19 protein-coding genes and 1 tRNA gene are annotated in these 24,256 nt (G+C 62.2%); 11 read left to right on the top strand and 9 right to left on the bottom strand.

The annotated features are described in order from the left end of the window. Window positions 1-84: 84 nt before the first annotated feature. Window positions 85-990: an SDR family NAD(P)-dependent oxidoreductase gene (locus R4P64_RS03770; RefSeq protein WP_317541856.1), complete on the top strand. Its 906-nt coding sequence runs from the start codon at window positions 85-87 to the stop codon at window positions 988-990. Between the two features lie 8 nt (window positions 991-998). Here R4P64_RS03770 and R4P64_RS03765 read toward each other — a convergent pair whose 3' ends face one another. Beyond that, window positions 999-1,703, bottom strand: coding sequence for a hypothetical protein (locus R4P64_RS03765; protein WP_317819322.1), 705 nt, complete (start codon window positions 1,701-1,703; stop codon window positions 999-1,001). A gap of 107 nt (window positions 1,704-1,810) precedes the next feature. Then, window positions 1,811-2,605: a hypothetical protein gene (locus R4P64_RS03760; RefSeq protein ID WP_317541853.1), complete on the bottom strand. Its 795-nt coding sequence runs from the start codon at window positions 2,603-2,605 to the stop codon at window positions 1,811-1,813. Window positions 2,606-2,643: 38 nt separating this feature from the next. On the opposite strand from R4P64_RS03760, the gene R4P64_RS03755 reads away from it, so the two are divergent. Next, window positions 2,644-2,958 carry a DUF732 domain-containing protein gene (locus R4P64_RS03755; RefSeq protein ID WP_317541851.1) on the top strand — a complete coding sequence of 105 codons (315 nt, stop codon included), beginning with the start codon at window positions 2,644-2,646 and terminating at the stop codon, window positions 2,956-2,958. Here the strand turns inward: R4P64_RS03755 and R4P64_RS03750 are convergent, their stop codons facing one another. From R4P64_RS03750 to R4P64_RS03740, 3 genes are all read right to left on the bottom strand, one after another. Further along, window positions 2,959-3,855 carry a cutinase family protein gene (locus R4P64_RS03750; protein ID WP_033235346.1) on the bottom strand — a complete coding sequence of 299 codons (897 nt, stop codon included), beginning with the start codon at window positions 3,853-3,855 and terminating at the stop codon, window positions 2,959-2,961. 66 nt (window positions 3,856-3,921) lie between these two features. After that, complete coding sequence (locus tag R4P64_RS03745) at window positions 3,922-4,974, bottom strand: 2,3-butanediol dehydrogenase (protein ID WP_317541848.1); 1,053 nt, start codon at window positions 4,972-4,974, stop codon at window positions 3,922-3,924. Next, window positions 4,971-6,137, bottom strand: a complete 1,167-nt coding sequence (locus R4P64_RS03740) for an LLM class flavin-dependent oxidoreductase (RefSeq protein ID WP_033235345.1) — start codon at window positions 6,135-6,137, stop codon at window positions 4,971-4,973. The genes R4P64_RS03745 and R4P64_RS03740 overlap by 4 nt, the downstream gene beginning before the upstream one ends. Before the next feature lie 87 nt (window positions 6,138-6,224). On the opposite strand from R4P64_RS03740, the gene R4P64_RS03735 reads away from it, so the two are divergent. Further along, window positions 6,225-6,989 carry a helix-turn-helix transcriptional regulator gene (locus tag R4P64_RS03735; RefSeq protein ID WP_045066158.1) on the top strand — a complete coding sequence of 255 codons (765 nt, stop codon included), beginning with the start codon at window positions 6,225-6,227 and terminating at the stop codon, window positions 6,987-6,989. 85 nt (window positions 6,990-7,074) lie between these two features. On the opposite strand, the gene R4P64_RS03730 is transcribed toward R4P64_RS03735, so the two are convergent. Beyond that, complete coding sequence (locus R4P64_RS03730) at window positions 7,075-8,526, bottom strand: glutamate synthase subunit beta (protein ID WP_317819319.1); 1,452 nt, start codon at window positions 8,524-8,526, stop codon at window positions 7,075-7,077. After that, window positions 8,519-13,117, bottom strand: a complete 4,599-nt coding sequence (gene gltB, locus R4P64_RS03725; RefSeq protein ID WP_033235342.1) for a glutamate synthase large subunit — start codon at window positions 13,115-13,117, stop codon at window positions 8,519-8,521. Before gltB ends, R4P64_RS03730 begins: the two co-directional genes overlap by 8 nt. A 485-nt stretch (window positions 13,118-13,602) precedes the next feature. Between gltB and R4P64_RS03720 the strand changes: the two genes are divergently transcribed. Beyond that, complete coding sequence (locus tag R4P64_RS03720; RefSeq protein ID WP_317819318.1) at window positions 13,603-15,042, top strand: NAD(P)/FAD-dependent oxidoreductase; 1,440 nt, start codon at window positions 13,603-13,605, stop codon at window positions 15,040-15,042. A gap of 57 nt (window positions 15,043-15,099) precedes the next feature. Here the strand turns inward: R4P64_RS03720 and R4P64_RS03715 are convergent, their stop codons facing one another. After that, the gene (locus R4P64_RS03715) at window positions 15,100-15,966 is read right to left on the bottom strand and encodes a protein NO VEIN domain-containing protein (protein ID WP_033235340.1); all 867 of its coding nucleotides are present in this window, start codon (window positions 15,964-15,966) and stop codon (window positions 15,100-15,102) included. Between the two features lie 156 nt (window positions 15,967-16,122). Between R4P64_RS03715 and R4P64_RS03710 the strand changes: the two genes are divergently transcribed. Next, complete coding sequence (locus tag R4P64_RS03710) at window positions 16,123-16,674, top strand: DUF6226 family protein (RefSeq protein WP_317819317.1); 552 nt, start codon at window positions 16,123-16,125, stop codon at window positions 16,672-16,674. 52 nt (window positions 16,675-16,726) lie between these two features. Next, on the top strand, window positions 16,727-17,434 hold the full coding sequence (locus tag R4P64_RS03705) for a DNA alkylation repair protein (RefSeq protein ID WP_411742629.1): 708 nt from the start codon (window positions 16,727-16,729) through the stop codon (window positions 17,432-17,434). Window positions 17,435-17,500: 66 nt separating this feature from the next. Here R4P64_RS03705 and R4P64_RS03700 read toward each other — a convergent pair. Continuing rightward, a tRNA-Leu gene (locus R4P64_RS03700) sits at window positions 17,501-17,586 on the bottom strand. 254 nt (window positions 17,587-17,840) lie between these two features. On the opposite strand from R4P64_RS03700, the gene R4P64_RS03695 reads away from it, so the two are divergent. From R4P64_RS03695 to R4P64_RS03675, 5 genes are all read left to right on the top strand, one after another. Then, a complete protein-coding gene (locus R4P64_RS03695; RefSeq protein ID WP_141485318.1) occupies window positions 17,841-19,250 on the top strand; it encodes a DUF3662 and FHA domain-containing protein in 1,410 nt (469 codons plus the stop codon). A gap of 188 nt (window positions 19,251-19,438) precedes the next feature. After that, window positions 19,439-19,903, top strand: a complete 465-nt coding sequence (locus tag R4P64_RS03690; protein ID WP_033235336.1) for an FHA domain-containing protein FhaB — start codon at window positions 19,439-19,441, stop codon at window positions 19,901-19,903. Next, a complete protein-coding gene (locus R4P64_RS03685) occupies window positions 19,900-21,342 on the top strand; it encodes a PP2C family serine/threonine-protein phosphatase (RefSeq protein ID WP_317819315.1) in 1,443 nt (480 codons plus the stop codon). The genes R4P64_RS03690 and R4P64_RS03685 overlap by 4 nt, the downstream gene beginning before the upstream one ends. Continuing rightward, window positions 21,342-22,793: an FtsW/RodA/SpoVE family cell cycle protein gene (locus R4P64_RS03680; protein WP_317819314.1), complete on the top strand. Its 1,452-nt coding sequence runs from the start codon at window positions 21,342-21,344 to the stop codon at window positions 22,791-22,793. Before R4P64_RS03685 ends, R4P64_RS03680 begins: the two co-directional genes overlap by 1 nt. Beyond that, window positions 22,790-24,256 (top strand): peptidoglycan D,D-transpeptidase FtsI family protein, encoded by a 1,467-nt coding sequence (locus R4P64_RS03675; RefSeq protein WP_033235333.1) that lies wholly within the window; start codon window positions 22,790-22,792, stop codon window positions 24,254-24,256. The genes R4P64_RS03680 and R4P64_RS03675 overlap by 4 nt, the downstream gene beginning before the upstream one ends.

Raw genomic sequence — 24,256 nt, 5'->3', positions numbered from 1 at the left:
ACAGTTTGTGACCTGAGACACAGTGTTTCGCAAAATAGCCTAAGCTGCGCAAAACGACGGGGGAAACACATGAGACTGAACCGCATGGGACTACTGAAGGACATCGGGAGCTGGCGACGCGGAGCAAAGCTGCAGCGACGCCTACGCGACCTCACCGGAACACTCGTGGTTGTCACCGGAGCCGGCAGTGGCATCGGCCGCGAGACCGCGCTCGCTTTTGCCGCCGAGGGCGCAATCGTCGTTGTGTGCGACGTCAACCTCGAAAGCGCCCAGGACACAGCCGCACTCATCAACCTACCCGCGAGCGCCGGCGGAGCCGAAGCCGTCTTCGGTGGAGGCGCACACGCGTATCACGTGGACGTTTCCGACGAGCAAGCGATGACTCGATTCGCGGAAACCGTCGCCGCACACCACGGAGTTCCCGACATCGTGGTCAACAATGCCGGTATCGGTTTTTCGGGAACCTTCGCAGACACCACTGTGGCCCAGTTCGAGCGAGTCATGAACATCAACTTCTGGGGAGTTGTGTACGGCTGCCGCGCCTTCTCACCGATGATGATCAAGCGCGGCTCCGGCGGACACATCGTCAACCTCTCGTCCGCCGCGGCATACACACCCCAAAAAGCGTTGACCGCTTACTCGACCAGCAAAGCCGCAGTGTTCATGCTTTCCGATTGCCTGCGCGCAGAACTACTTCCGCACGGAATCGGCGTCAGCACCATCTGCCCGGGGATTGTCGACACCAACATCGTCAAGACCACCGAGTTTGCCGGAACCACTGCAGCGGAACAACTTCGAAACCAAACGAAGGCGGACAACTTCTACCGTCGACGAAACTTCACGCCCGACCGGGTGGCAAGCGCAATCGTCAAGGCAGTGCGAACCAACAAGGCAATTGTGCCCGTCACCCCCGAAGCGAAACTCGGGTATCGACTCAGCCGGTTCTACCCGAGTTCCATGCGCGTCGGAGCCCGCATCAATGCTCTATGAGGCGGCTGTTAGCTTCCAAAAGAAAGACTTCCCGTAAATCCTTGTCGGACGTCGTCTTTCGATCGGGGAAGCACTTCATACGTGTCCGCGTACTGCCCACTGAAGCCGGTCACGGTGATCGGTCGGCCAACCAGAATGGATGCCGGGTCGAGACCCGCCTGCGTGTTCACGAAGATGACAGTGTTTCCTCCCGCTCCCGACACCAAGATCTTGTGTCCGTACGGCAGATCGTCGATGACCGGCGCGCTGACGATGCCGGACACCGTGACAAGCCGTCCCTCACTGCTCTCTCCGATTGCACTGAGCGGCAACCGCTCCGGCCGTACCGCCGGGGCGGAACCAAGACGCGTGACCGCGCTCGGACGAATGACAAGCAGGCCCTCCTGATCTGCGAGAACACCACTGACCTCGACCTGGTCACCAACAGTTACAACCGAGTTGTCAGGATCACTGACATAAATGCCCGAATTGCCGCTCTGGAGACCAAATCCCTTGTCATAGAAGCTGGATTCGAAATCCCCGGACGACGTAGTCGCAATTCCCGACACCGTAACCTCGGCGCCGAGTGGCAGCGAGCGAACGGGCTCGATCGAATTGACCGCTACCACCGATGGCACCGGAGGCAAAGGTTCGGCAACTGCAGGTGCGCCAGTGAATATTGCTACTCCCACAGCACCTGCAGCCGCCCAAGTCAGAACTCGAACATGATTCATCGATGAATCTCCCCCGTATGTAGTGAACAGCAGACAATGACTTCCGCTGACAATACTGAGCTACGGGCAAATATGAGGCAACCGAAGCCGAAGCGCGGCAAGAACGGTCAGGAACCCGAGCTACCGCTCGACCCGAGTGAGCCTGTTCCACCACCGAGGTCGTCGAGCGGATCGGATCCGTCGATACCGCCCGGGAACAGGTATGCCGTGGACACCGTATTGAGCGACGTACCCGAAGTTGCCGGCGCCTTGGCGCGCCAATTGACGATCGGATTCAACACTCCGAACGGGCCACAACCACTGGCAGACGGAATAGCGAAATCGGTTGTCGCACTCTTGACCGGGCTGACCTTCAACGAGCCCGACGGCGCTACTTCGAAAGCCGGACTGGAGTCGGCCGTAGGTGTGAGGTGGAAGTTCACCGGCGCCGTTTCGGATCCCAGGTAGCAGTTGTTGCCGAGGAACGCGTTGTTGATCTTCATCCGAACCGGAAGGCTGATGTCCATGTTGGTGATCAGATCGTTGAAGACGGGCACGCCCACCGCCTGCACCTCAGCCGTGACTCCCGCCAAACCGAATAGATTGTTGAACGGAAGATCGATACCGAGTACTCCACCCGGCACGGTCATCGGCTTGGCGTATACACCGAAATGACCGTCATCGCGTGGCAGAAGAACAGTACTCACACCCTCCCCCGCACCGGCTTCTGCCGCAATGATCATGTCGCCGTCACCAATGGGCAGGTTGAACCCGTTGTTCTTGAAGGTCCCGCTGTTGACCACAACGGACACACAGGATTCGGCGGTCGCCGGACAAACAGCAGCGCCGGGAATCGACTCGGCCACCGGATCTTGAGCCGACGCCACCCACTCCCGCGGAGTCGACGCCCGCGCTTGCGCCACCGCCGCCAGCCTCTGCGGAAGCCACTGCGGCACAACCGTTGCCGCCGGCAGTTACCGAAGCCGGTGCACCCATCGACGCGCGCTCACCGGACGAAATTGTTGCCGGAGCCGGTGAACGAGGTCAGCGTTACCTCGCGGCACTGCGATTGGCGGGAATCCCCCCGAGCGGCATGGATTCCGCCGAGATCCTCTATGCCGACGGAACCTGCAACGCCATCGCCCAGGGCATGCCGCGATACGAGGTGCTCGCAGAGTTCAAGGCAGTTGGCGACGTGTATGCCCAGATCACTCCGATGCCGTCACAGCGAATCGCCGAAATCTATGTGGAGACAGCAGAAAACACGTATTGCTGATCAGGCTTTACCGGCCAGCCAGTTGTGCAGCCACGATGTAGCGGTGGTGCCCGAACCGTCGACTACGTAACGCGTGTAGTCGGTATGAACCTGTGACCCGTAGAAATCGACCAACTGATCGACACGTCGATCGTTGGCGCCGGGATCAAGTTGTGCCATGAGAGCGGGAAGCCCACCAGCAGTGATCAAGTCACGCACGATCACAGCCGCCTCGTCGCGCAACGAGAGAGCCGTTGCCGGAGTGGGATCGGAAACTTGCGCCATGAAGCCGGCCAGACGCATCACAAAATCGTCTTCGGGCGTCGAGCAGTACAGATCGCCCGCAGCACACAGAGTGACGGTATCGGCTGACAGCCAACCAAATCCGCCGATGCGAGCACCACTGGCGCCGTTTCCGCCAACCCACGGACCGATCAACACATCGGACTCGGCGCGACGCGGATCGGACAGCAGACCGACTCCCGCAACACGATTGGGCGGAACGACGCCGATGCCTGTCCCGATTTCGGCTGCGAGGTCGCCGGCCGCGTCGGCGCCCTGGCTGTACCCGACTATCGCGAATCGAGTGTCGCCGCACGACGCCGCCATCGCCCCGATCATGCCGCGCGCATTGTCGACCGCCTGCCTTTTCGACCTGGCGTAGACATTCGATTCCCATGGGAAAGCGGTGGCCGAGTACGTGACGTAGTCGGTTCGCACCGACGACGGGAGGCCACTGGTAACCGGCGCGAGCATGCCTGCACCGGGCGAAGCGCCTGAGGGCTCCCACGTTCCCGGAATCGCTACGACATACAGTTCGGGGCAGGGCGCTGCGGACGCCGTCGGTGCGCCGACGGCCTGCACTACACCGGCGGCCGCAACAACCGACAACATCGCAACAAAGCGCTTTGCACCCATCAAACACCCCGCATCCGATCGGGCAGACCCCTGTAGTCACCGCAGATATTTGAGCAGCATACTTGGTCAGAGCCCTCCTGTGGCGACCTCAACCAGTACTTTCATCCGGCGACCAGCGGACGCCGCCTCAACTCCTTCGACGACGATGTCCGCAAGGGGGACACATTCCACCCAGTGGTCGAGTGGATAAGCGCCCGACGCCATCCGGTCGATGACGCTCTCGAATTCCTTACGCGAACACGAGAGAGACGACATCACTCGTGCCTCGGTCAACATCAGCGCATACGGGTTGAACTGGAGCGGTTCCTTGTACGTCGCTACCAGGACGACTGCGCCGCGCGCTCGCACCGATGCCAGTGCACTCTCGACTGTCGCTGCGACACCGGCACATTCGAACACCGCGTCGGCGCCGTTCCCGTCCGTTCGCTGGGCGACGGCCGCAGCCAGATCATCGATGCCGGGATCGATCACGTCGAACCCCATCTTCGTGGCCACGGCTTGGCGTACCGGCGACGGCTCACTCAGCAGAATCCGGTCCACTCCACCGGCCCGGAGGTTGAGGGCAGTCGCGATACCGATGGGCCCCGCTCCCAGGACGAGCGCAAACTGACCCACCGCCGCGCCGGAGAGCTCTACCGCATGCAGTGCGACGGATAGCGGTTCGATCACCGCGCCCTGCCTGAGAGTCACGGAGTCCGGAAGAACATGCACGGCACTTGCCGGAACTGCGGTGCGCTCCGACAGTCCTCCGCCATGCGCGTTGATCCCATGGAAGGCCGCCATCACACACAGATGCTCGAGACCGCTACGGCATCGCGCGCATTGACCACAGCAATAGTTGGGCGCCACCACTACTCGGTCTCCGACAGCCACGTCCACGACACCGGCACCGATCTCACAGATGATTCCGGAGAATTCGTGGCCGAGGACCTGCGGTCCACACGCACCAGTCAAGGGATGCGGCTGATCGGAAATCCCGTAAGCGTGAATCAAGCCGAGGTCGCTGCCGCAGATGCCGTTGAACGCCACCTCGACCATCACGTAGCCCTCGCGAAGCTCCGGTTCCGGAACATCCTCGACGCGAAGGTCGTCGACGCCATACAGGACAGCCGCCCTCATGCCTTTGCCGCCAATTCGTCTTCGTACTTCTTTGTCATGTGCGCAATCGCGGCATGTTGTGCCTCGTTGTGACTTTCGCGTACCTTGCCCGCCCTGGTCGCCGCGTCGAATGTGGGCTGCGACTGTCCCTGGAAGTGCGGCGCCACTTGCTGCGCGATCAACTCGAACGAGCGCCGAGTTGCGGCGGGGTTCGCCCAGTCGGTACCCATGATCAGCATCGATCCGAACCCACCTGACTGCTCGACGAGTTTGCCGACCAGTTCCCGCGCCTGAGCCGGAGTTCCGATAACGCCCATGCCGGAGTGGTTCATGTACGCGATCATCTGTTCCATGTCGGCGCCGCCGGAGCCGAAGTGCGGGAACGCCGCGACCTTGCCGAAGTAGTCGATCCACTCCCCGAGCCCGAACCGCACATCTTCCTGCGCTTGCTCTTCCGTCTCCGCAATGTGCATGGGGCACACCAGTCGCCACTGGTCACGATCGACGACGGTACCGAACTCGGTGGCACGTTCCTCCATGATCCCGAAGTGATGACCGAGCGCGTCGAAGCCTTCCGGCGTGAGGGTCGCACCGATCGAGAGCAACCCCAGACCGTGCTTACCGGCCAACCGGGGTCCGGTCGGCGAGGCCACGCCGGCGACCACGATGTCGAACATCGGGTGCGAGTACGGACGAAGCTGCAGTTGCGCGTCGACCAGATTGTGCGTCTTGGTCTTAGCGGTGACGCGCTCACCGTTCAACAGTCGTACCACGATGTCGAGGTTGTCCTCGAGCAGTTCGCGGCACTCCGTGGGATCGAGTCCGATCATCGACGAGTCGGTCGGCAGTGAACCTGGACCGACACCGAGCATTACGCGGCCACGAGTGAGGTGATCGAGAAGCACCAACCGGTCCGCGACCCAAAGTGGGTTGTGGTAACTGAGCGACGTCACACCGGTGCCGAGCTTGATCCGTTTGGTGCGTTCTGCCGCTGCGGCGATGAAGATCTCGGGGCTGCCGATGATCTCACTGCCCGCGCTGTGGTGCTCACCGATCCACACCTCGTCGAAATCGAGACGATCGAGGTGCTCCACCAGCTCCAGGTCACGTTGCAACGCCAGCGTCGGGTTCTGTCCAACCGCATGATGCGGTGCTACGAAAGCACCGAAACGTAGCCTGCCCATGGAAATACTCCTCAATATCGATTGAACCAGTCGATACGACGCTAGAATTAGTTCTAGCTCAGCACCAGTGCACTTTGGGGGACATCAGTGAGTGACATCGCGTTGACCGCCGTCGAATACGAGCGGGTTTTCGCAGTCCTCGATCGCTGCGATTCGGTGCGAACGGTGACGGAGTTCCGGGACGTCATAGTCGAGGCGATACCCGCAGCATTCCCCATCCGGCACGCATCCTGTTTCGTAGGCGACACCTTCGAGAGCCAGTTCACCGACCGGAACGCCACGGTCACAGCTGCCGGCTCCGGCTCCGGCAGCTGGGAGACGATCAAGGCGAATTACCAAGAACATTGGGCACGCCACGACGTGTTCAATCTCCCGCAAGCACGGCAGCAGCTCCAATCGACAAGAGTCGCGTCACTTTCCGAGTTGGGCGGGCTACCCAAGCCTGCGGCGGTTTACGTTCACGAATATCTTCATCCGCACCAGATGCATTCGATCACTGCGATGCACCTCGATCTCGCGGCGGGCGGGCATGCACTGATCGGGCTGTTCGATCCCGACAAAGATGCGATAAGGCCGAAAGATCTTCTGGCTCTTCGACTCTTGGCCCGGCAGCTCTCGATACTCACTCGCGGCCTCCAGACCCTGCCAGGACTCGACCTGTTTGCAAAGCTCACGGCACGCCAACGAGAGGTAGCAACATTGGTCGCCGACGGCCGCAGTAATGCCTCGATCGCCGGGCAACTGAATCTCACCCAGGACACCGTCAAGAAGTACGTCAGCCGAATCCTTGCTGCGACCGGATGCGCGTCCCGCACCGAGCTGGCGATCGATGTTCGACGCCAATCTTTCTGATCAGTCGCCACTCGGATAGACCGGCTTCACGAAAAACCGCACCCCACCGTTTCTGGTGGGGTGCGGCTTTGTACGTCTCGTGCGACTAGCGCTGCGGAGCCGCCGTCGGGAGGATCGGAGCCGGAAGCGCCGTCTCGCCTTCGAGGTAGGTGTCCACAGCAGCTGCTGCGGAACGTCCCTCGGCGATGGCCCAGACGATCAGGGACTGACCGCGGCCCATATCTCCGGCCACGAAGACACCGTCGACGTTGGTGTTCCACTTGGACGTGCGGGCGACGTTGCCGCGCTCGTTCAGGTCGACACCGAGATCGGTGAGCAGACCCGGCTTTTCGGGTCCGACGAAGCCCATCGCCAGGAACACGAGGTCGGCTTCGAGCTCGAAGTCCGAGCCCTCGACCTTCTCGAAGCGACCCGACTTCATCTCCACCTCGTGAGCCTTGAGGCCGGTGACCTTGCCGTCTTCACCGACAAACTTCTCGGTGTTGACGGAGAACAGGCGCTCGCCACCCTCCTCGTGAGCCGAAGCCACGCGGTACATCAACGGGTATGTCGGCCACGGAGTCTGCTCGGCGCGAGTCTCCGGCGGGCGCGGCATGATCTCGAACTGATGGACGCTGGCAGCGCCCTGACGGTGCGAGGTACCGAGGCAGTCGGCTCCGGTGTCGCCGCCACCGATGATGACAACCTTCTTGCCCTTGGCATCGATGGTCGGAGCATCGAGATCACCGAGCTGAACGCGGTTGGCGATCGGGAGGTACTCCATTGCCTGGTGGATGCCGCCGAGTTCGCGGCCGGGGATCGGCAGGTCGCGAGCTGCGGTAGCGCCGCCGGCCAGAACCACCGCGTCGAACTGCTCGCGCAGCTCGTCAGCCGTGATGTCCACGCCCACATTGACGTTGGTCTTGAAGACGGTGCCTTCGGCTTCCATCTGCTCGAGACGGCGGTCGATGTGGCGCTTCTCCATCTTGAACTCGGGGATGCCGTAGCGCAGCAGGCCACCGATGCGGTCAGCCCGCTCGAAGACCGTCACTGCGTGACCGGCGCGGGTCAGCTGCTGCGCTGCAGCCAGACCAGCCGGACCACTGCCGACAACTGCGACGCGCTTGTTGGTGGAACGCGCGGCGCGAACCGGCTTGACCCATCCTTCGTCGAAGGCCTTGTCGATGATCTCGACCTCGACCTGCTTGATGGTGACCGGATCCTGGTTGATGCCCAGGACGCAGGACGCCTCACAGGGTGCGGGGCACAGGCGACCGGTGAACTCCGGGAAGTTGTTGGTCGCATGCAGACGCTCGATTGCGTCGTGCCAGTGGTCCTTGTACACCAGGTCGTTCCACTCGGGAATCAAGTTTCCGAGAGGGCAACCGTTGTGGCAGAACGGAATTCCACAGTCCATGCAACGGCTGGCCTGGGTCTTGAGGTCTTCCTTCGGGAACTCCTCGTACACCTCTTTCCAGTCGAGCAAGCGCAGTGGAACGGGACGACGGACCGGCAATTCGCGCGAACCGTGCTTCAGGAAACCGCTTGGATCACCCACGAGCTGCCTCCATGATTGCCTCGTCGACGTTTGCGCCGCGGATTTCGGCGTCCTTGATTGCCATCAGTACCTTCTTGTAGTCACGCGGCATCACCTTGGCGAAGTGGGTCACCTGCTGGGACCAGTCCGCGAGGATCCGCGCAGCAACCTCGGAACCTGTTTCGTCGCGGTGCCTTTCGATGACACTCTTGAGCCAGACGTACTCGTCGCCCTCGAGGTCCTCGATATCCACCAGTTCGCTGTTGACGTTGGCTTCGAAATCACGGTCCGGATTGAAGACGAACGCGACGCCACCGGACATGCCGGCACCGAAGTTACGTCCGGTCTTACCGAGAATGACCACCTTGCCGCCGGTCATGTACTCGCAGCCATGATCGCCGACACCCTCGACGACGGCAGTGGCGCCGGAGTTACGGACTGCGAAGCGTTCGCCGACGATCCCACGCAGCAGAGCCTCGCCGCTGGTGGCGCCGAACAGGATCACGTTGCCACCGATGATGTTGTCCTCGGCGACAAAGCCTTCCGCTGCGTTGAGCGGCGGGCGTACGACGATGCGTCCACCCGAGAGACCCTTGCCGACGAAGTCGTTGGCGTCGCCGTTCAGGCGCAGGGTCATACCGCGGGGCACGAATGCACCGAAGCTGTTACCGGCGGAACCGGTGAACGTGATGTCGATGGTGTTGTCGGGCAAGCCCTCTCCACCGAACGCCTTGGTGACCTCGTGGCCGAGCATGGTGCCGACCGTGCGGTTGACGTTGGTGATCGCGGACTCGAATACGACCGGCTCACCCTTGTCGAGTGCATTGCGAGCCGAGACGATCAGCTGCTGATCGAGCGCCTTGTCGAGGCCGTGATCCTGCGTGCCCGTGCAGTGGACATCCTGATCCATGAACGCGGACTCGACCTGGGTGAGGATCGGCGACAGATCGAGATTGCCTGCCTTGCTTCCCTTCCAGTGATCGAGAGCGCGTGTGGTGTCCAGCATGTCGACCTGGCCGACTGCTTCGAGCAGCGTACGGAAACCGAGTTCCGCGAGAAGCTCGCGAACCTCTTCGGCGATGAACATGAAGAAGTTCTCGACAAATTCCGGCTTGCCACTGAAACGCTTGCGCAGCACCGGGTTCTGCGTCGCAACACCAACGGGGCAGGTGTCGAGATGGCAGACGCGCATCATGATGCAGCCCGAGACCACCAGCGGTGCGGTGGCGAAACCGAACTCCTCGCCGCCGAGCAGAGCAGCAACAACAACGTCGCGACCCGTCTTGAGCTGGCCGTCGACCTGCACGACGATGCGGTCACGAAGACCGTTGAGCAGCAACGTCTGCTGGGTCTCGGCGAGGCCGAGCTCCCACGGTGCGCCGGCGTGCTTGACGGAGGTCAGCGGGGTGGCACCGGTGCCACCGTCGTGACCGGAGATCAGAACGACGTCGGCATGTGCCTTGGAGACACCGGCCGCGACGGTTCCGACGCCGACCTCGGAGACCAGCTTCACGTGGATGCGGGCCTGCGGGTTGGCGTTCTTCAGGTCGTGGATCAGCTGAGCGAGATCCTCGATCGAGTAGATGTCGTGGTGCGGCGGCGGCGAGATGAGTCCGACGCCAGGCGTGGAGTGCCGAACCTCGGCCACCCACGGGTACACCTTGTGAGCCGGAAGCTGGCCGCCCTCACCGGGCTTGGCTCCCTGCGCCATCTTGATCTGGATGTCGGTGCAGTTGGTCAGGTAGTGCGACGTGACACCGAAGCGTCCCGACGCGACCTGCTTGATCGCACTGCGACGCGAATCACCGTTCTCGTCCGGCGTGAATCGTGACGGATGTTCGCCGCCCTCACCGGAATTGGAGCGAGCGCCCAGACGGTTCATCGCGATGGCGAGGGTCTCGTGAGCCTCGGCGGAGATGGAACCGTAGCTCATCGCACCCGTCGAGAAACGCTTGACGATCTCGCTGGCCGGCTCGACCTCGTCGATCGAGATCGACGGCCGCTTGCCGATGTTGAAGTCGAACAGACCACGCAGAGCCGCAAGGCGCTCCGACTGGTCGTTGACCATGGTCGTGTACTCCTTGAACACCTCGTACTGACCGGTGCGAGTTGCATGCTGGAGCTTGAAGACCGTGTCCGGGTTGAACAGGTGGTACTCGCCCTCACGACGCCACTGGTATTCGCCGCCGACCTCGAGCTCGCGGTGAGCGCGCTCTTCCGGACGATCGAGATACGCGACGCGGTGACGTGCAGCTACATCGGCTGCGATCTGATCGAGGCCGATACCGCCGAGCTGCGACTGCAGTCCGGTGAAGTACTCGTCCGTCAGCTCCTGCGACAGGCCGATGACCTGGAACAGCTGAGCACCGGTGTACGACGCGAGCGTCGAGATGCCCATCTTGGACATCACCTTCAGGACACCCTTGCCGGCTGCCTTGATGTAGTTGGCGATGCCCTTCTCGAGGGTCAGACCCTCGAGTTCCTTGTTCTGCAGGAACTCGTCGATGGTCTCGAAAGCCATGTACGGGTTGACCGCGGCAGCACCGAAGCCGATCAGGAGCGCCATGTGGTGCACCTCGCGGGCGTCGCCGGCCTCGACGATGAGACCGACCTTGGTGCGCGACTTCTCACGAACCAGGTGGTGGTGCACAGCCGAGGTCAGGAGCAGCGACGGGATCGGTGCGTAATCCTCGGTGGACTCGCGATCCGAGAGCACGACGAGGCGTGCGCCACCCGCGATTGCCTGCGAAACCTGGTACTTGATGCCGTCGAGCGCACGACGGATACCGTCGCCGCCTTCCTTGACGGGGTACAGGCCACGGATGACAACACTGCGGAAGCCGGGGAATTCGCCGTCGTCGTTGACGTGAACAAGCTTCGACAGATCGTCGTTGTGCAGGATCGGCTGCGGGAGCGCGATCTGCTTGCAGGAATCAGCGCTCGGGTGCAGCAGGTCGCCCTCGGGGCCGAGTGTGGCACCGAGGCTGGTGACAACCTCTTCACGAATAGCGTCGAGTGGCGGGTTGGTGACCTGAGCGAACAGCTGCGAGAAGTAGTCGAACAGCATCCGCGGACGTGCGGAGAGCACGGCGATCGGAGTGTCGGTGCCCATCGAGCCCAGAGCCTCGGCACCCGAGAGGGCCATCGGCTTGACGAGCAGGTTGACCTCTTCGCTCGTGAAACCGAAGAGCTGCTGACGGAGAACAACACGCTCGTGTGACATGTACGTATACGGGCGATCCGGCAGATCGTCCATGTGGATCAGACCTTCGTCGATCCACTCCTGGTACGGATGCTCGGCAGCGAGTTCCGACTTCAGTTCGTCGTCGCTGATGATCCGGCCCTGAGCCGTGTCGACAAGGAACATGCGGCCGGGCTGCAGGCGGACCTTCTTGACGACGGTGGACGGATCGATCGGCAGAACGCCGACCTCCGACGCCATGACAACAAGACCGTCCTCGGTGATCCACAGACGCGACGGACGCAGACCGTTGCGGTCCAGCACGGCGCCGATGACGGTGCCGTCGGTGAAGCACACCGACGCCGGTCCGTCCCAAGGCTCCATGAGAGCCGAGTGGTACTCGTAGAACGCCCGACGAGCGGGGTCCATGCTCTCGTGCTTCTCCCAGGCTTCCGGGATCATCATGAGAACTGCGTGCGGCAGGCTGCGGCCGGCGAGGTGCAGCATCTCGAGCACCTCGTCGAAACGAGCGGTGTCGGATGCGCCCTGGGTGCAGATCGGGAAGATCTTCTCGAGGTTCTCGCGGCCACCGAAGACGTCGCTGTCGATGAGGGACTCGCGAGCGCGCATCCAGTTCTCGTTGCCGGTAACCGTGTTGATCTCACCGTTGTGAGCGACCCGACGGAACGGGTGCGCCAGCGGCCACGACGGGAACGTGTTGGTGGAGAAGCGCGAGTGGACGAGGCCCAGCGCGCTCTCGACACGATCGTCCTGCAGGTCCAGGTAGAAACCCTTGAGCTGCGGGGTGGTGAGCATGCCCTTGTATACGAAGGTCTGGCCGGAGAGGCTGGGGAAGTACACCGTCTCGCTACCCGGGCCGCCCTTGCCTGCGCCCGCGCTGCCGAGCTCGTGCTCGGTGCGCTTACGCACGACGTAAGCACGACGCTCCAGGTCCATGCCGGTGAACTTGTCACCCTCGGAACCGATAAAGATCTGACGGAACGTCGGCATCGCGTCGCGCGCCAATGCGCCGAGCGACGAGTCGTCGGTTCCGACCTCACGCCAACCGAGAACCGTCAGGCCCTCTTCGACGACGATCTTCTCGACCGCGGCAGCAGCCTCGTGAGCTTCGGCGTCGCCCTGGGGCAGGAATGCGATACCCGTTGCGTACGCGCCTTCGGCGGGCAGCGAGAAGTCCACGACAGCTCGGAAGAACTTGTCGGGAACCTGCAGCAGGATGCCTGCGCCGTCACCCGTGTTGGGTTCGGATCCGGCAGCGCCGCGGTGCTCGAGGTTCACCAGAGCGGTAATCGCCTTTTCGACGATGTCGCGACTGCGGCGACCCTTCATGTCGACAACAAATGCGACTCCACAGGAGTCGTGCTCATTGGACGGGTGATAGAGGCCCTGGGGGCCTGGAAGTTGCTTCATACCCAGCCTTCGTATGCCATAAATATGCACCGACGACCAGCAACGCTGATGGTCATCAACTTGCAATGCAAGTTCGTAAGCACCGGCACGACGATGTGTCCGGCACAGTCGGTTGAAACTTCTGCGAGTCAACCGTGTAACGAAAACGATAATTCAGAACCCCAGCATGCGCGCAACTAAGGTAGCCCTATATTTGCTCTGAACTGCGGCGATGCAGGACGCCGGAGAGCGCCTCGGAAAGATTCAGGGCTGCGTTCGTGCAGAAAAGTTCCGCTTCACAGGATACCGAATCCCCAGGCAACCGGCCTAAAAGTGCGATAAATGCAACAACTGGCCGCAGCGATAAAGATCAGCTGCGGCCAGTGTGTCTGAAACTGTAGCAAAAGTTGATCGATCAACCAAGGGCTGCTGCGGCATCAATTGTTAACGGAATCTCATTCGTGTGATTTCCCTACGCTCCCTGCGATTTCCGTACGCTCAGCCGCATGACAACAGCGGTGGTCGTGGGCAGCGGCCCCAACGGACTGGCGGCAGCAATCGAACTCGCCCGACACGGTATCGCGGTCCATGTCATCGAAGGCGCCGACAAGATCGGCGGTGGCACCCGCAGCAGTGAATACATTGTCGACGGACTCATCCACGACGACTGCGCGGGCTTCCACCCCACCGCGCTGGCATCACCGTTCTTCCGCGGGCTCGACCGGGAATTCGGTTTCGCCGATCACGGATTGGAATGGCTCTGGCCCGAAATCGATCTGGTCCATCCACTCGACGACGGGACCGCCGGGGTTCTGTGGCGCGACATCGACCGAACTGCCGACGAGATGGGCGTCGACGGTAAGCGGTGGCGCTCGGTATTCGGGTATCTGTCGGAGCACTTCGACGCGTTGGTCGAGGACGTCTTTCAACCGATCGTCCATATCCCGAAACACCCGCTGATACTGGCCAGGTTCGGCGCCGGCGCGATTCTCCCCGCAGCTGGTTTCGCACGTATGTGGAAGACCCCACAGGCCCGGGCGCTGTTCGGTGGCAGCGCCGCGCACATGTTCGGTGCGCTGACTACCCCACTGTCCAGTGCGGGCGGACTCATGCTCACCGCAGGCGCCCACGCGCACGGCTGGCCAGTCGCCCGCGGCGGCTCCGGCGCTATTGCCGCTGCTCTGACCTCCATTCTGCGCAGCCTCGGCGGCACCGTCGAAACCGGAAACCGGGTCACCGACTTCTCCCCATTGGCCGGCTACGACATCGTGATGCTCGACCTCGCACCCGACGCCGCGGCACGACTCCTCGACGGCCGTCAGCCCGATCGAATTGCGCGGGCCTACCGCAAGTACCGCTACGGACCCGCCGCCTACAAAGTCGACTACGCCGTGCGCGGCGACTCCGACGGAAGCGTCGTACCGTGGACGAATCCACACGCCCGGAAAGCCGGTGCCTTGCATCTCGCCGGATCGATGCCGGAAATCGCCGCCGTCGAACGTCAGACCGCCCGGGGTGAAATGCCCTCAGCACCATTCATTCTCGTGGGTCAGCAATTCCTGGCCGACCCATCACGATCAGTGGGAGACATCCACCCTCTCTGGTCGTATGCACATGTCCCGCATGGATATTCGGGTGATGTCACCGAGTCCGTCACTCGGCAGATCGAACGCTTCGCACCCGGTTTCCGGGACCGGATCGTCGGCGTGCATGTTCGCAACGTCCCGCAGATGGAGGCCTACAACCCCAATTACGTCGGCGGGGACATTTCTGCCGGAGCAAACACACCGAGGCAGCTCATCGCCCGCCCCAGGTTCGGGTTGGATCCTTATGCCACCGGAGTTCCTGGTGTCTTCCTCTGCTCGTCCGCAACTCCCCCGAGCGGCGGCGTCCACGGGATGTGCGGCTACAACGCGGCGCAGTCGGCGCTGAAGACCAGGAGCTGAAGCGTCCCCGCGGGGACGCTTTTTCCGACAAATGCCTCGCCACAAGACGGTGATTACCTAGTCGTCCGGACACCACTTCAATGTCACAGGCGTCAGCTCACCCGATTCGGGATCGAAAGGGATTATGCGGAAATATCCTGAGTTCTGATCAACCTCGTCGTCATCATTGAATTTGATTCCCGACCAAATACCCATCATCGTCGAACCTGCGTGGGCGAGCGCATGTTCGACTTCGCGCTGGGTCACCAGAACGGCAGCGCCAAGAGTCTGTGTGCCTTTGGCTTCCAAGTACAGCAGCTTTCCGCCCTTTTCGGCCGTCGCATCGAAAGGACTACCAAGCCTGGTATCCGTTATCTTCCAGCCCCGCGAACGATAATGCTCCATCAGGCGGTCTTGTGCAGCATCTTCGATCTTCTTCCGGAGCACCGGGTCCTGCAGTCGCCCCTGAGCTGCCCCTCTACCCAAGCGGCCTTCCGCCTCGACATCAAGGCTGTCCCGGTGTGCAACCCACAACATTTCGAGATCCAACGCTGCGTTCGCCGCCAGCATGATGCCGCCGCCCTGAGGCCGCCAATGCTGCTCAGGCATAGCCTCTTCCAAGGCCTCAGTCGGCAACAGATCTTCGACTGCGAGGACTACATCCCACCGCAGGTCGACATAGTTTGCCGGACGCGCCGAACCATCCCAATGCTTGCTCTCGTAAATTTCGCTGGTCACTTTTCCGCTGGCAACTATTCCTCGTCCCTTAGTTCCCTGACGAAGCAGGAAGACCCGGTCACCTGGGCTCACCCCACTCTTTCGCACACCGGTAGACCAGCTGTCCTTGACCTTTACGCGTTTGACTGTTTGGTCGATGGCATCGAGATAGGCGGCACCCCAATCCCATTGATCCGGATTCCATGTAACGATCAATGCACCGTGCATGGCCGATACCTCCTGCGCAGACTGGTCCGTACCAAGATCGTAGGGTTCGGTCGCACTTCGGGTTCGACTACAAGCAGTATCCGTCTGAATTGCGTAGATTCTGATCGAAACGTCCCCGCGGGGACGTCTTTTCGGACAAAGCGGAGGGATACAACGTTGGACGATCCACCCGAAGAGGCATACGGGCGCGTCACGAACCCGGAACGGTTTGCTCCGTTGATATCGGCTGCCGAAGAGTTGATCCGCGATCTGGTATCCAGGTTCGACGTGACGATTTCCCGCGGTCCGGCGGCACCGTCGAAGTCCAAGAGCGTCGCGACGTTGGAGTCTGTACAGATAACTCCAGTTCACGTGGACCAGGCACCGCTCGCGATCACCTTCACCTCGTTTCCCGGGTTGTATCTCGACGTCGGTGCGTGGCAGCACATCGCGCTCCCCTCCTGCGGATGCGACGCGTGCAGTGAGGACGCAGAATCCACCTTGCGGGAGTTGGCTGAATACTCCGAAGCGCTGACTGCTGGGCAACTCTCCGAACGCATCACCGGCAATCTTCGGCCAGTGCTCGAACATTCCTGGGAAGGCAATGGCTGGGGTCGTAGCGGCAAGTCCTCTCTGTCCAGGGAGAAAGCCGCCGAGCTTCGTGCCGGACCGGTGCAACCGCCGACGGATGGCCACTGGAGACCGTGGTCGACGACACTGCCCTCCTGACGACACTGCCCTCCTAGACTGAGATCTCACAGGCAAAGGGCAGGAGGCTGAGGTGGCCGATACAACAGGGGTGGCCGATACAACAGGGGTAGCCGCTACAACAGTGGCCGAGGTAATCGCCGAACTGGCCGCACTCGAGGATCCGAAAGCCCGCGCGGTGAACGAGAAGCACGGCGACGATCATGGCGTGAACCTCAGCAAATTGCGTGCCCTCGCGAAGCGGCTGAAGACGCAGCAAGAACTCGCACAACAGCTTTGGAAGACGGACGACACCGCCGCGCGCCTGCTGGCGATCCTGATCTGCCGTCCGAAGGCGTTCGACCGCGACGAGTTGGACGCCATGTTGCGGGAGGCCCGCACTCCCAAGGTTCACGACTGGCTCGTGAACTACGTAGTGAAGAAGAACCCGCACTCCGAGGAACTGCGTCTGGCTTGGTCAGAGGATCCGGATCCAGTGGTAGCCAGCGCCGGCTGGGCCCTGACCACCGAACGAGTGGCGAAGAAGCCCGATGGCCTCGACCTAACGCGTCTGCTCGACGTCATCGAGGCGGAGATGAAGGACGCCCCCGATCGCTTGCAGTGGGCGATGAACCACACCCTGGCTCAGATCGGGATCGAGCACGCCGAGTACCGCGCCCGGGCAATCGACATAGGCGAACGGCTGCGGGTACTCGAGGATTACCCGACTCCCCCGAACTGCACATCTCCGTTTGCACCCATCTGGATCAACGAGATGGTCCGACGACAGAACAACGCGTAATTTCCGGACTACCTCAACCAACAAAAAACGAGGCCACAAACTCGAAAGAGTTCGTGGCCTCGTCTGTGGTGGGCGAAGGGGGACTTGAACCCCCACGTCCCTAAGGACACTGGCACCTGAAGCCAGCGCGTCTGCCATTCCGCCACTCGCCCGAGCAACGTCGAAACATTATCACGACAACATTTGAAACTTCTATTCGTACTGGTCACGGCATGAAACGAAGAACACAGGGTACTTCAGTGGGAGGAACCGATATCATGCAGGAACCAGAGGCAGATACTGCCGAACAGCCGTTTGACAGTACCGTGGAACCTGACAGCAGTTCGAACGACACGCGAGTGGGCGATGCCGGCGCTAGTTGCCGAGCATTTTTCCACCGGGAAATGCGAAGCGAGAGGAGACCCCGATGGGCATCGTTCAGCGTTTTGAGCGAAAGCTTCAAGGAGCTGTCGGCGACGCATTCGCACGTGTCTTCGGCGGCGGCGTCGTACCGCAAGAAGTAGAGGCTGCGCTCCAACAGGAAGCGCGCGACCGCGTCGAGCACCTCGGCGGCGGAATTCTCCTTGCCCCCAACCACTATGTGATCACGATCAACAATTCGGATCACGAGGAGTTGGCGGCCGACCGCGACCTCACTATCAAGGCTTTCAGCCGGCATCTGCAGGATTTCATCCGAGATCAGGGCTGGCAGACGTATGGCGATATTTCGGTGACTTTCGAGCCCTCGCCTACATTGCATACCGGTCAGTTCCGCACCCGCGGCACTGTCGACCCGGACGACGATGCCGATCAGGCATCGCCCCGGTCCAATGTTCCGCAGGTATCGTCTCGACCGCCACAATCACCTGCACCTATTGTTCCCCCTGTTTCGAATCCAGTCCCGTCACAACCAGGAGCCGGCACCATGACGCAGAACTCAGGCTACGAGTCCAGCCGCGAACCGGCTGGTCGCCAGCCCGATCAGCAGCCGGCGCGCAACGGATACTCACACGACGACGGCAACTACCCGGCACCACGGGGCCAGGAAGCGCCGCCGCAGAACGGGTACGACCGCGGCGACGGTTACCGCACCGGTGACGATCAGCCGCAGCAGGCGCCCTACGACCAGGGCGGGTACAACCAGCAGGGCTACCAGCAGCAGCCGTACAACAACAACCAGCAGGCGTACCAAGGCAGCTACGACCAGCAGGGCTACCAGCAGCAGCCGTACGACGCTCAGCAGGGCGGCTACCAGCAGCCTGCCTACGATCAGCAGTCCTACGACCAGGGCGGTTACAACCAGCAGGCGTACCAGGGTGGTTACGACCAGCAGGGTTACCAGCAGCAGCCGTACGACGCCCAGTCTTACGATCAGGGCAGCTACGACCAGCAGGGTTACCAGCAGCAGCCGTACGACGCTCAGTCTTACGATCAGGGCAGCTACGACCAGCAGGCATACAACAATCAGGGCGGCAACTACGACCAGACGCAGTCGTACGCCCAGCAGGGTTACAACCAGGGTGGTTACGCGCCCGCAGCCCCGCAGGCTGCTGTGACGGCAACCCTCCAGCTCGAGGACGGCAGTGGACGCCACTTCCAGCTCCGCGATGGCAGCAACATCATCGGCCGCGGCCAGGAAGCGCAGTTCCGCCTTCCCGACACCGGTGTTTCACGTCGTCACATCGACATCCGCTGGGACGGCCGGACGGCAATGCTGTCCGATCTCGGTTCCACGAACGGCACCACAGTTAACGGGGCGCCGGTTCAGGACTGGCAACTCGCAGACGGCGACATCATTCGCGCTGGTCACTCCGAGATCTTGGTCCGTATCCTCTGAGTGTGACGAAGGTTGCTGGCGAATATTCCGATAACAATCGAACATAGGGCGGTCCGTCGGCGCGCCTCCGGCACTGCATGTCAGTATCGTGATCTTTCGGGGCCCCGTGCCCCATATGATGCTGCCAGTCGACAACGCTCGAACCCTTGCTGCGGCGGGGATCGAGCCATAGAAGGAGGTGGACAGCCGTGCAGGGCCTGATTCTGCAACTCACACGGGCAGGCTTTCTGCTCCTCTTGTGGCTGTTCGTCTGGGCAGTCCTGCGCACGCTGCGGTCGGATATCTACGCCGGCTCCGGAGTGCGTGTTCCTCAGCGGTACACACGCGCCGGGAAAGTCCTCCCCTCCCTCGGTAAAACGAAGGTGCCTCGCTATCTGGTCGTCACACAAGGCGCTCTCGCCGGCACTCGCATCACGTTGGGTTCGCAACCCGTCATGATCGGTCGCGCCGACGATTCCACGCTGGTCCTGACCGATGACTACGCGTCGACGCGCCATGCGCGGCTCTCCCAACGCGGGGCCGACTGGTACGTCGAAGATCTTGGTTCCACCAACGGCACTTACCTGGACCGCGCCAAGGTCACCACGGCTGTGCGGGTCCCGTTGGGTACCCCGGTCCGTGTCGGCAAGACGGTAATCGAGTTACGCCCGTGACCCTTGTTCTCCGCTACGCGGCGCGCAGCGACCGTGGTCTGGTGCGCTCCAACAACGAAGATTCCGTGTACGCGGGCGCTCGCCTCCTGGCTCTGGCCGACGGTATGGGCGGCCACGCGGCCGGTGAAGTTGCGTCGCAGCTGATGATCGCGGCACTTGCCCATCTCGACGACGACGAGCCCGGCGAGGATCTGCTCGGCAAGCTAGAGGTGGCAACGCGTGAGGGCAACGACTCCATTGCCGATCATGTCGAGGAAGAACCTGAACTCGACGGCATGGGGACAACGCTCACCGCGATTCTCTTCTCGGGCAGCAAGCTCGGCCTGGTGCATATCGGTGACTCGCGCGCGTATCTGCTGCGCGACAACCATCTGACGCAGATCACCCGCGACGACACTTTTGTTCAGTCCTTGGTCGACGAGGGCCGGATCACAGCAGAACAGGCACACACTCACCCGCAGCGGTCGCTGATCATGCGCGCGCTGACGGGCAACGAGATCGAGCCGACGCTCACCATGCGCGAAGCCCGCGCCGGCGACCGCTATCTCCTGTGCTCCGACGGATTGTCCGACGTGGTCAGCGACGAAACCATCGAGAACACGATGCGCGAGGGCTCGCAGGAAGAGTGCGCGGACCGACTCATAGAGTTGGCCCTGCGCAGCGGCGGTCCGGACAACGTCACCGTCGTCGTGGCCGACGTCATCGACCTCGATTACGGACAGTCACGTCCCATCGTCGCGGGCGCCGCGTCCACCGAGGAAGAAGAGTTCACTCCTCCTCCCAATACCGCTGCCGGACGCGCTGCCGCTATGCGTCCACCGCGCGCGACACCCAAACGTGTTGTTTCCCAGCCTGAACCCGAACCGAAGAAGAAGCGGAACCGGTTGTGGTGGGTGGTTATCGCCGTTGTGCTGCTCGCGGTGATCGGAGTTGGCGCCGTCATCGGACGCACCGTTATCCGCAACAACTACTACGTCGGAGCCGACGAGGGCCGCGTCACGGTGCTGCGCGGAATTCCCGGTTCAGTCCTCGGTTACTCTCTGCAGGAAGCTGACCTGATCGGGTGCGTCGGCGACGACGACGTCCTGACGCTTGTCTCCCCGAACGAGATCCCGGGCGATTGCAACATCCTCGAGGTGACCGATCTGCAGCCGTCGGCGCAGGAACAGGTCAGGGCCGGGCTGCCGTCGGGCAATCGTACGGACGCGCAGAGCCAGATGATCCGGCTCATCGGCGGCGACCTTCTGCCTCGTTGTGAATCGATTCCGTCCACCACGACTTCGGCGACTCCGACGCCGCCGCCGGTGGGAACAGCGGTGGTTCCGACTACCGAAGCGCCGCCGCCACCGGTAGAGCCTGTGCCTCCCGTGGCAACAACCACCACTCCGACACCGACACCGACCGGAATTCCCGGTCAGACTTGCAGGACGGTCAACTGATGTCGTCCAACGCCACTGCTGGGACGGCTTTTCCGAGCCCGCCCGGAGGTTTTGCTCCGGCGCCGGTCCAGTCCACTCGGCGCAACATGGAACTGATGCTGCTCGGGTTTGCAGTCATCATCACCACGGTGTCACTGCTGCTGGTGGAGGCAAGCCAGGAGCAGAAGATCACTCTGGATCTGGCGAAGTACGCGCTGGCGTACACGGGTCTGTTCCTGATTGCGCACTTGGCGATCAGGCGATATGCGCCGTACGCGGATCCGTTGCTGTTGCCGATCGTGGCATTGCTCAACGGCCTCGGCCTGGTCCTGATTCACCGTCTGGACCTGGCCGACCAACAGACTGCGCTGTACAACGGCGTCGAAGCGCCATCGCCGGACGCTAACCAGCAGGTCATGTGGACGGCCTTGGCGATTGCGGGTTTTGTTCTGCTACTGGTGTTCTTGAGGGACTACCGGTTGATGGCCCGGTTCAGCTACACGCTGGGTCTGGCCGGACTGGTGTTTTTGGCGATCCCGGCAATCCTGCCGGCGAAGTTCTCGAGTGTGAACGGCGCGAAGATCTGGATTCGCCTGCCCGGATTCAGTATTCAGCCTGGTGAGTTCGCCAAGATCCTGCTGATCATCTTCTTTGCGTCGGTCCTGGTTGCCAAGCGCGATCTGTTCACCACGGCCGGCAAGCACTTCCTCGGCATGGACTTTCCGCGTGCCCGCGATCTCGGTCCGATCCTGCTCGCCTGGATCGTGTCCGTCGGGGTGCTCGTGTTCGAGACCGACCTCGGTACGTCGTTGCTGCTGTTCAGCACGGTGCTGGTGATGCTGTACATCGCCACCGAGCGCGTGGGGTGGCTCGTGATCGGTGGCGGACTGCTCGCCATCGGATTCTTCTTCGCCTACAAGATGTTCGGCCACGTCCGCGTGCGCGTCGACACGTGGCTCGATCCGCTCGGCGACTACGCCAATACCGGCTATCAGATTTCGCAGTCGCTGTTCGGCCTGGCCACGGGCGGTATCGCCGGTACAGGCTTGGGCAGTGGCCGGCCCAATCAGGTGCCGTTCGCCAAGACCGACTTCATCATCGCGACCATCGGCGAAGAGTTGGGGCTCATCGGCCTCGCTGCTGTCTTGATGTTGTTCCTGATCCTGATCGTTCGTGGCCTGCGCACGGCACTGGCCGTGCGTGACAGCTTCGGCAAGCTGCTTGCCGCAGGCTTGTCGTTCACCATCGCGATCCAGATCTTTGTCGTCGTCGGCGGCGTCACCAAGCTGATTCCGCTCACAGGTTTGACGACGCCATTCATGTCGTACGGCGGTTCGTCGCTTCTCGCGAACTACCTCCTGATGGCCATCCTCATCCGAATCTCCGACGCGGCCCGCGCGCCGGCAGTTGCCAAGAAGAAGGGTCCGCCCCCTATCGCCGACGCCAATACCGAGATGATGCCGCGCGTATGAACATTCCCCTACGCCGCGTCGCGATGGCCGTCATGTTGATGGTTGTCGCACTCCTCGCCAACGCGACTTACGTTCAGGTCATCAAAGCCGATGACCTGCGGGCCGACCCCCGCAACTCGCGGGTGCTGCTCGACGAGTACTCACGCCAGCGCGGTCAGATCTCCGCTGCCGGTCAGGTACTGGCCTCGTCCAGCATCACCGAGGATCGGTACAAGTACCTGCGCGAATACCCCAATCCGTACCCGTACGCGCCGGTGACCGGCTTCTACTCGATGCAGTACGGCAGCACCGGCCTCGAGCGCACCGAAGATCCGATCCTCAACGGTTCGGACAACCGGTTGTTCAGCCAGCGATTCTTCGATCTGGTGTCCGGTCGCGATCCGCGCGGCGGAAACGTCGTGACAACTCTCAATCCGGCAATGCAGCAGGTTGCCTACGACCAGTTGACCAGCAAGGGCTACACCGGTTCCGTCGTTGCGATCGAGCCGAGCACCGGCCGAATCCTGAGCATGGTGAGCACACCGAGCTACGACCCGAACCTGCTTGCGGGCCACGACGGCGCCGAGACGACAAAAGCGTGGGACGAACTGAACGCTGACCCGGCCGATCCGTTGGTGAACCGGGCGATTTCCCAGACCTACCCGCCCGGCTCGACGTTCAAGGTGATCACCACCTCGGCTGCGCTCACGAACGGTGCTACCCCGGAGGATCAGTTGACTGCGGCGCCGCAGATCACGCTGCCCGGAACCAGCACCACGCTCGAGAACTACAACGGAAGCACCTGCGGATCCAATCCGACGGCGTCGCTGCGTGACGCGTTTGCGCGTTCCTGCAACACCGCATTCGTCGAGCTGGGTATCAAGGACGGCGCCGACGCCATCAAGGACGAGGCCAAGGCATTCGGCATCGGCCCCAACACTCCCGCCATCCCGTTGTCGGTCGCAGACAGCACCGTCGGCGACATCCCCGACGACGCGGCCCTCGGACAGACCAGTATCGGTCAACGCGACGTCGCTGTGACGCCGCTCGAGAATGCCGTGATCGCCGCTACCGTCGCCAACGGCGGTGTGCGGATGGCTCCCAATCTGATTTCCCAACTGCAGGCACCGGACCTGACCGAACTCAGTGCACCGGCCCCGGTATCGATGGGCCAGGCGATTTCACCGACGGTGGCGGCAACTCTGACCGATCTGATGATCGGCTCGGAGAACTTCACCGGCGGCGAGGGCAAGATCCCCGGCGTCCAGATCGCGTCCAAGACAGGCACCGCCGAGCATGGCGTGAATCCGCGCGAAACACCGCCGCATGCCTGGTACATCGCGTTTGCACCGGCTCAGAATCCGACGGTTGCAGTCGCCGTCATCGTCGAGAACGGTGGCGACCGCGGACTTGCCGCTACCGGTGGCTCGGTGGCTGCACCGATCGGTCGAGCAGTTATCGCAGCCGGAATACAAGGGGGCTGA

The organism is Rhodococcus sp. IEGM 1366, from assembly GCF_033142425.1.
GTDB lineage: Bacteria > Actinomycetota > Actinomycetes > Mycobacteriales > Mycobacteriaceae > Rhodococcus_F > Rhodococcus_F globerula.
Note: the sequence above shows the minus strand (reverse complement) of the source record. Positions and strands in the feature narration are given on the sequence as shown.

Excerpts from the sequence above, each read along its gene's own strand:
- R4P64_RS03770 (WP_317541856.1), top strand. The coding sequence starts at position 85 with ATGGGACTACTGAAGGACATCGGGAGCTGGCGACGCGGAGCAAAGCTG.
- R4P64_RS03765 (WP_317819322.1), bottom strand. The coding sequence starts at position 1,703 with ATGAATCATGTTCGAGTTCTGACTTGGGCGGCTGCAGGTGCTGTGGGA.
- R4P64_RS03750 (WP_033235346.1), bottom strand. The coding sequence starts at position 3,855 with ATGGGTGCAAAGCGCTTTGTTGCGATGTTGTCGGTTGTTGCGGCCGCC.
- R4P64_RS03745 (WP_317541848.1), bottom strand. The coding sequence starts at position 4,974 with ATGAGGGCGGCTGTCCTGTATGGCGTCGACGACCTTCGCGTCGAGGAT.
- R4P64_RS03740 (WP_033235345.1), bottom strand. The coding sequence starts at position 6,137 with ATGGGCAGGCTACGTTTCGGTGCTTTCGTAGCACCGCATCATGCGGTT.
- gltB (WP_033235342.1), bottom strand. The coding sequence starts at position 13,117 with ATGAAGCAACTTCCAGGCCCCCAGGGCCTCTATCACCCGTCCAATGAG.
- R4P64_RS03720 (WP_317819318.1), top strand. The coding sequence starts at position 13,603 with ATGACAACAGCGGTGGTCGTGGGCAGCGGCCCCAACGGACTGGCGGCA.
- R4P64_RS03715 (WP_033235340.1), bottom strand. The coding sequence starts at position 15,966 with ATGCACGGTGCATTGATCGTTACATGGAATCCGGATCAATGGGATTGG.
- R4P64_RS03695 (WP_141485318.1), top strand. The coding sequence starts at position 17,841 with ATGGGCATCGTTCAGCGTTTTGAGCGAAAGCTTCAAGGAGCTGTCGGC.
- R4P64_RS03680 (WP_317819314.1), top strand. The coding sequence starts at position 21,342 with ATGTCGTCCAACGCCACTGCTGGGACGGCTTTTCCGAGCCCGCCCGGA.
- R4P64_RS03675 (WP_033235333.1), top strand. The coding sequence starts at position 22,790 with ATGAACATTCCCCTACGCCGCGTCGCGATGGCCGTCATGTTGATGGTT.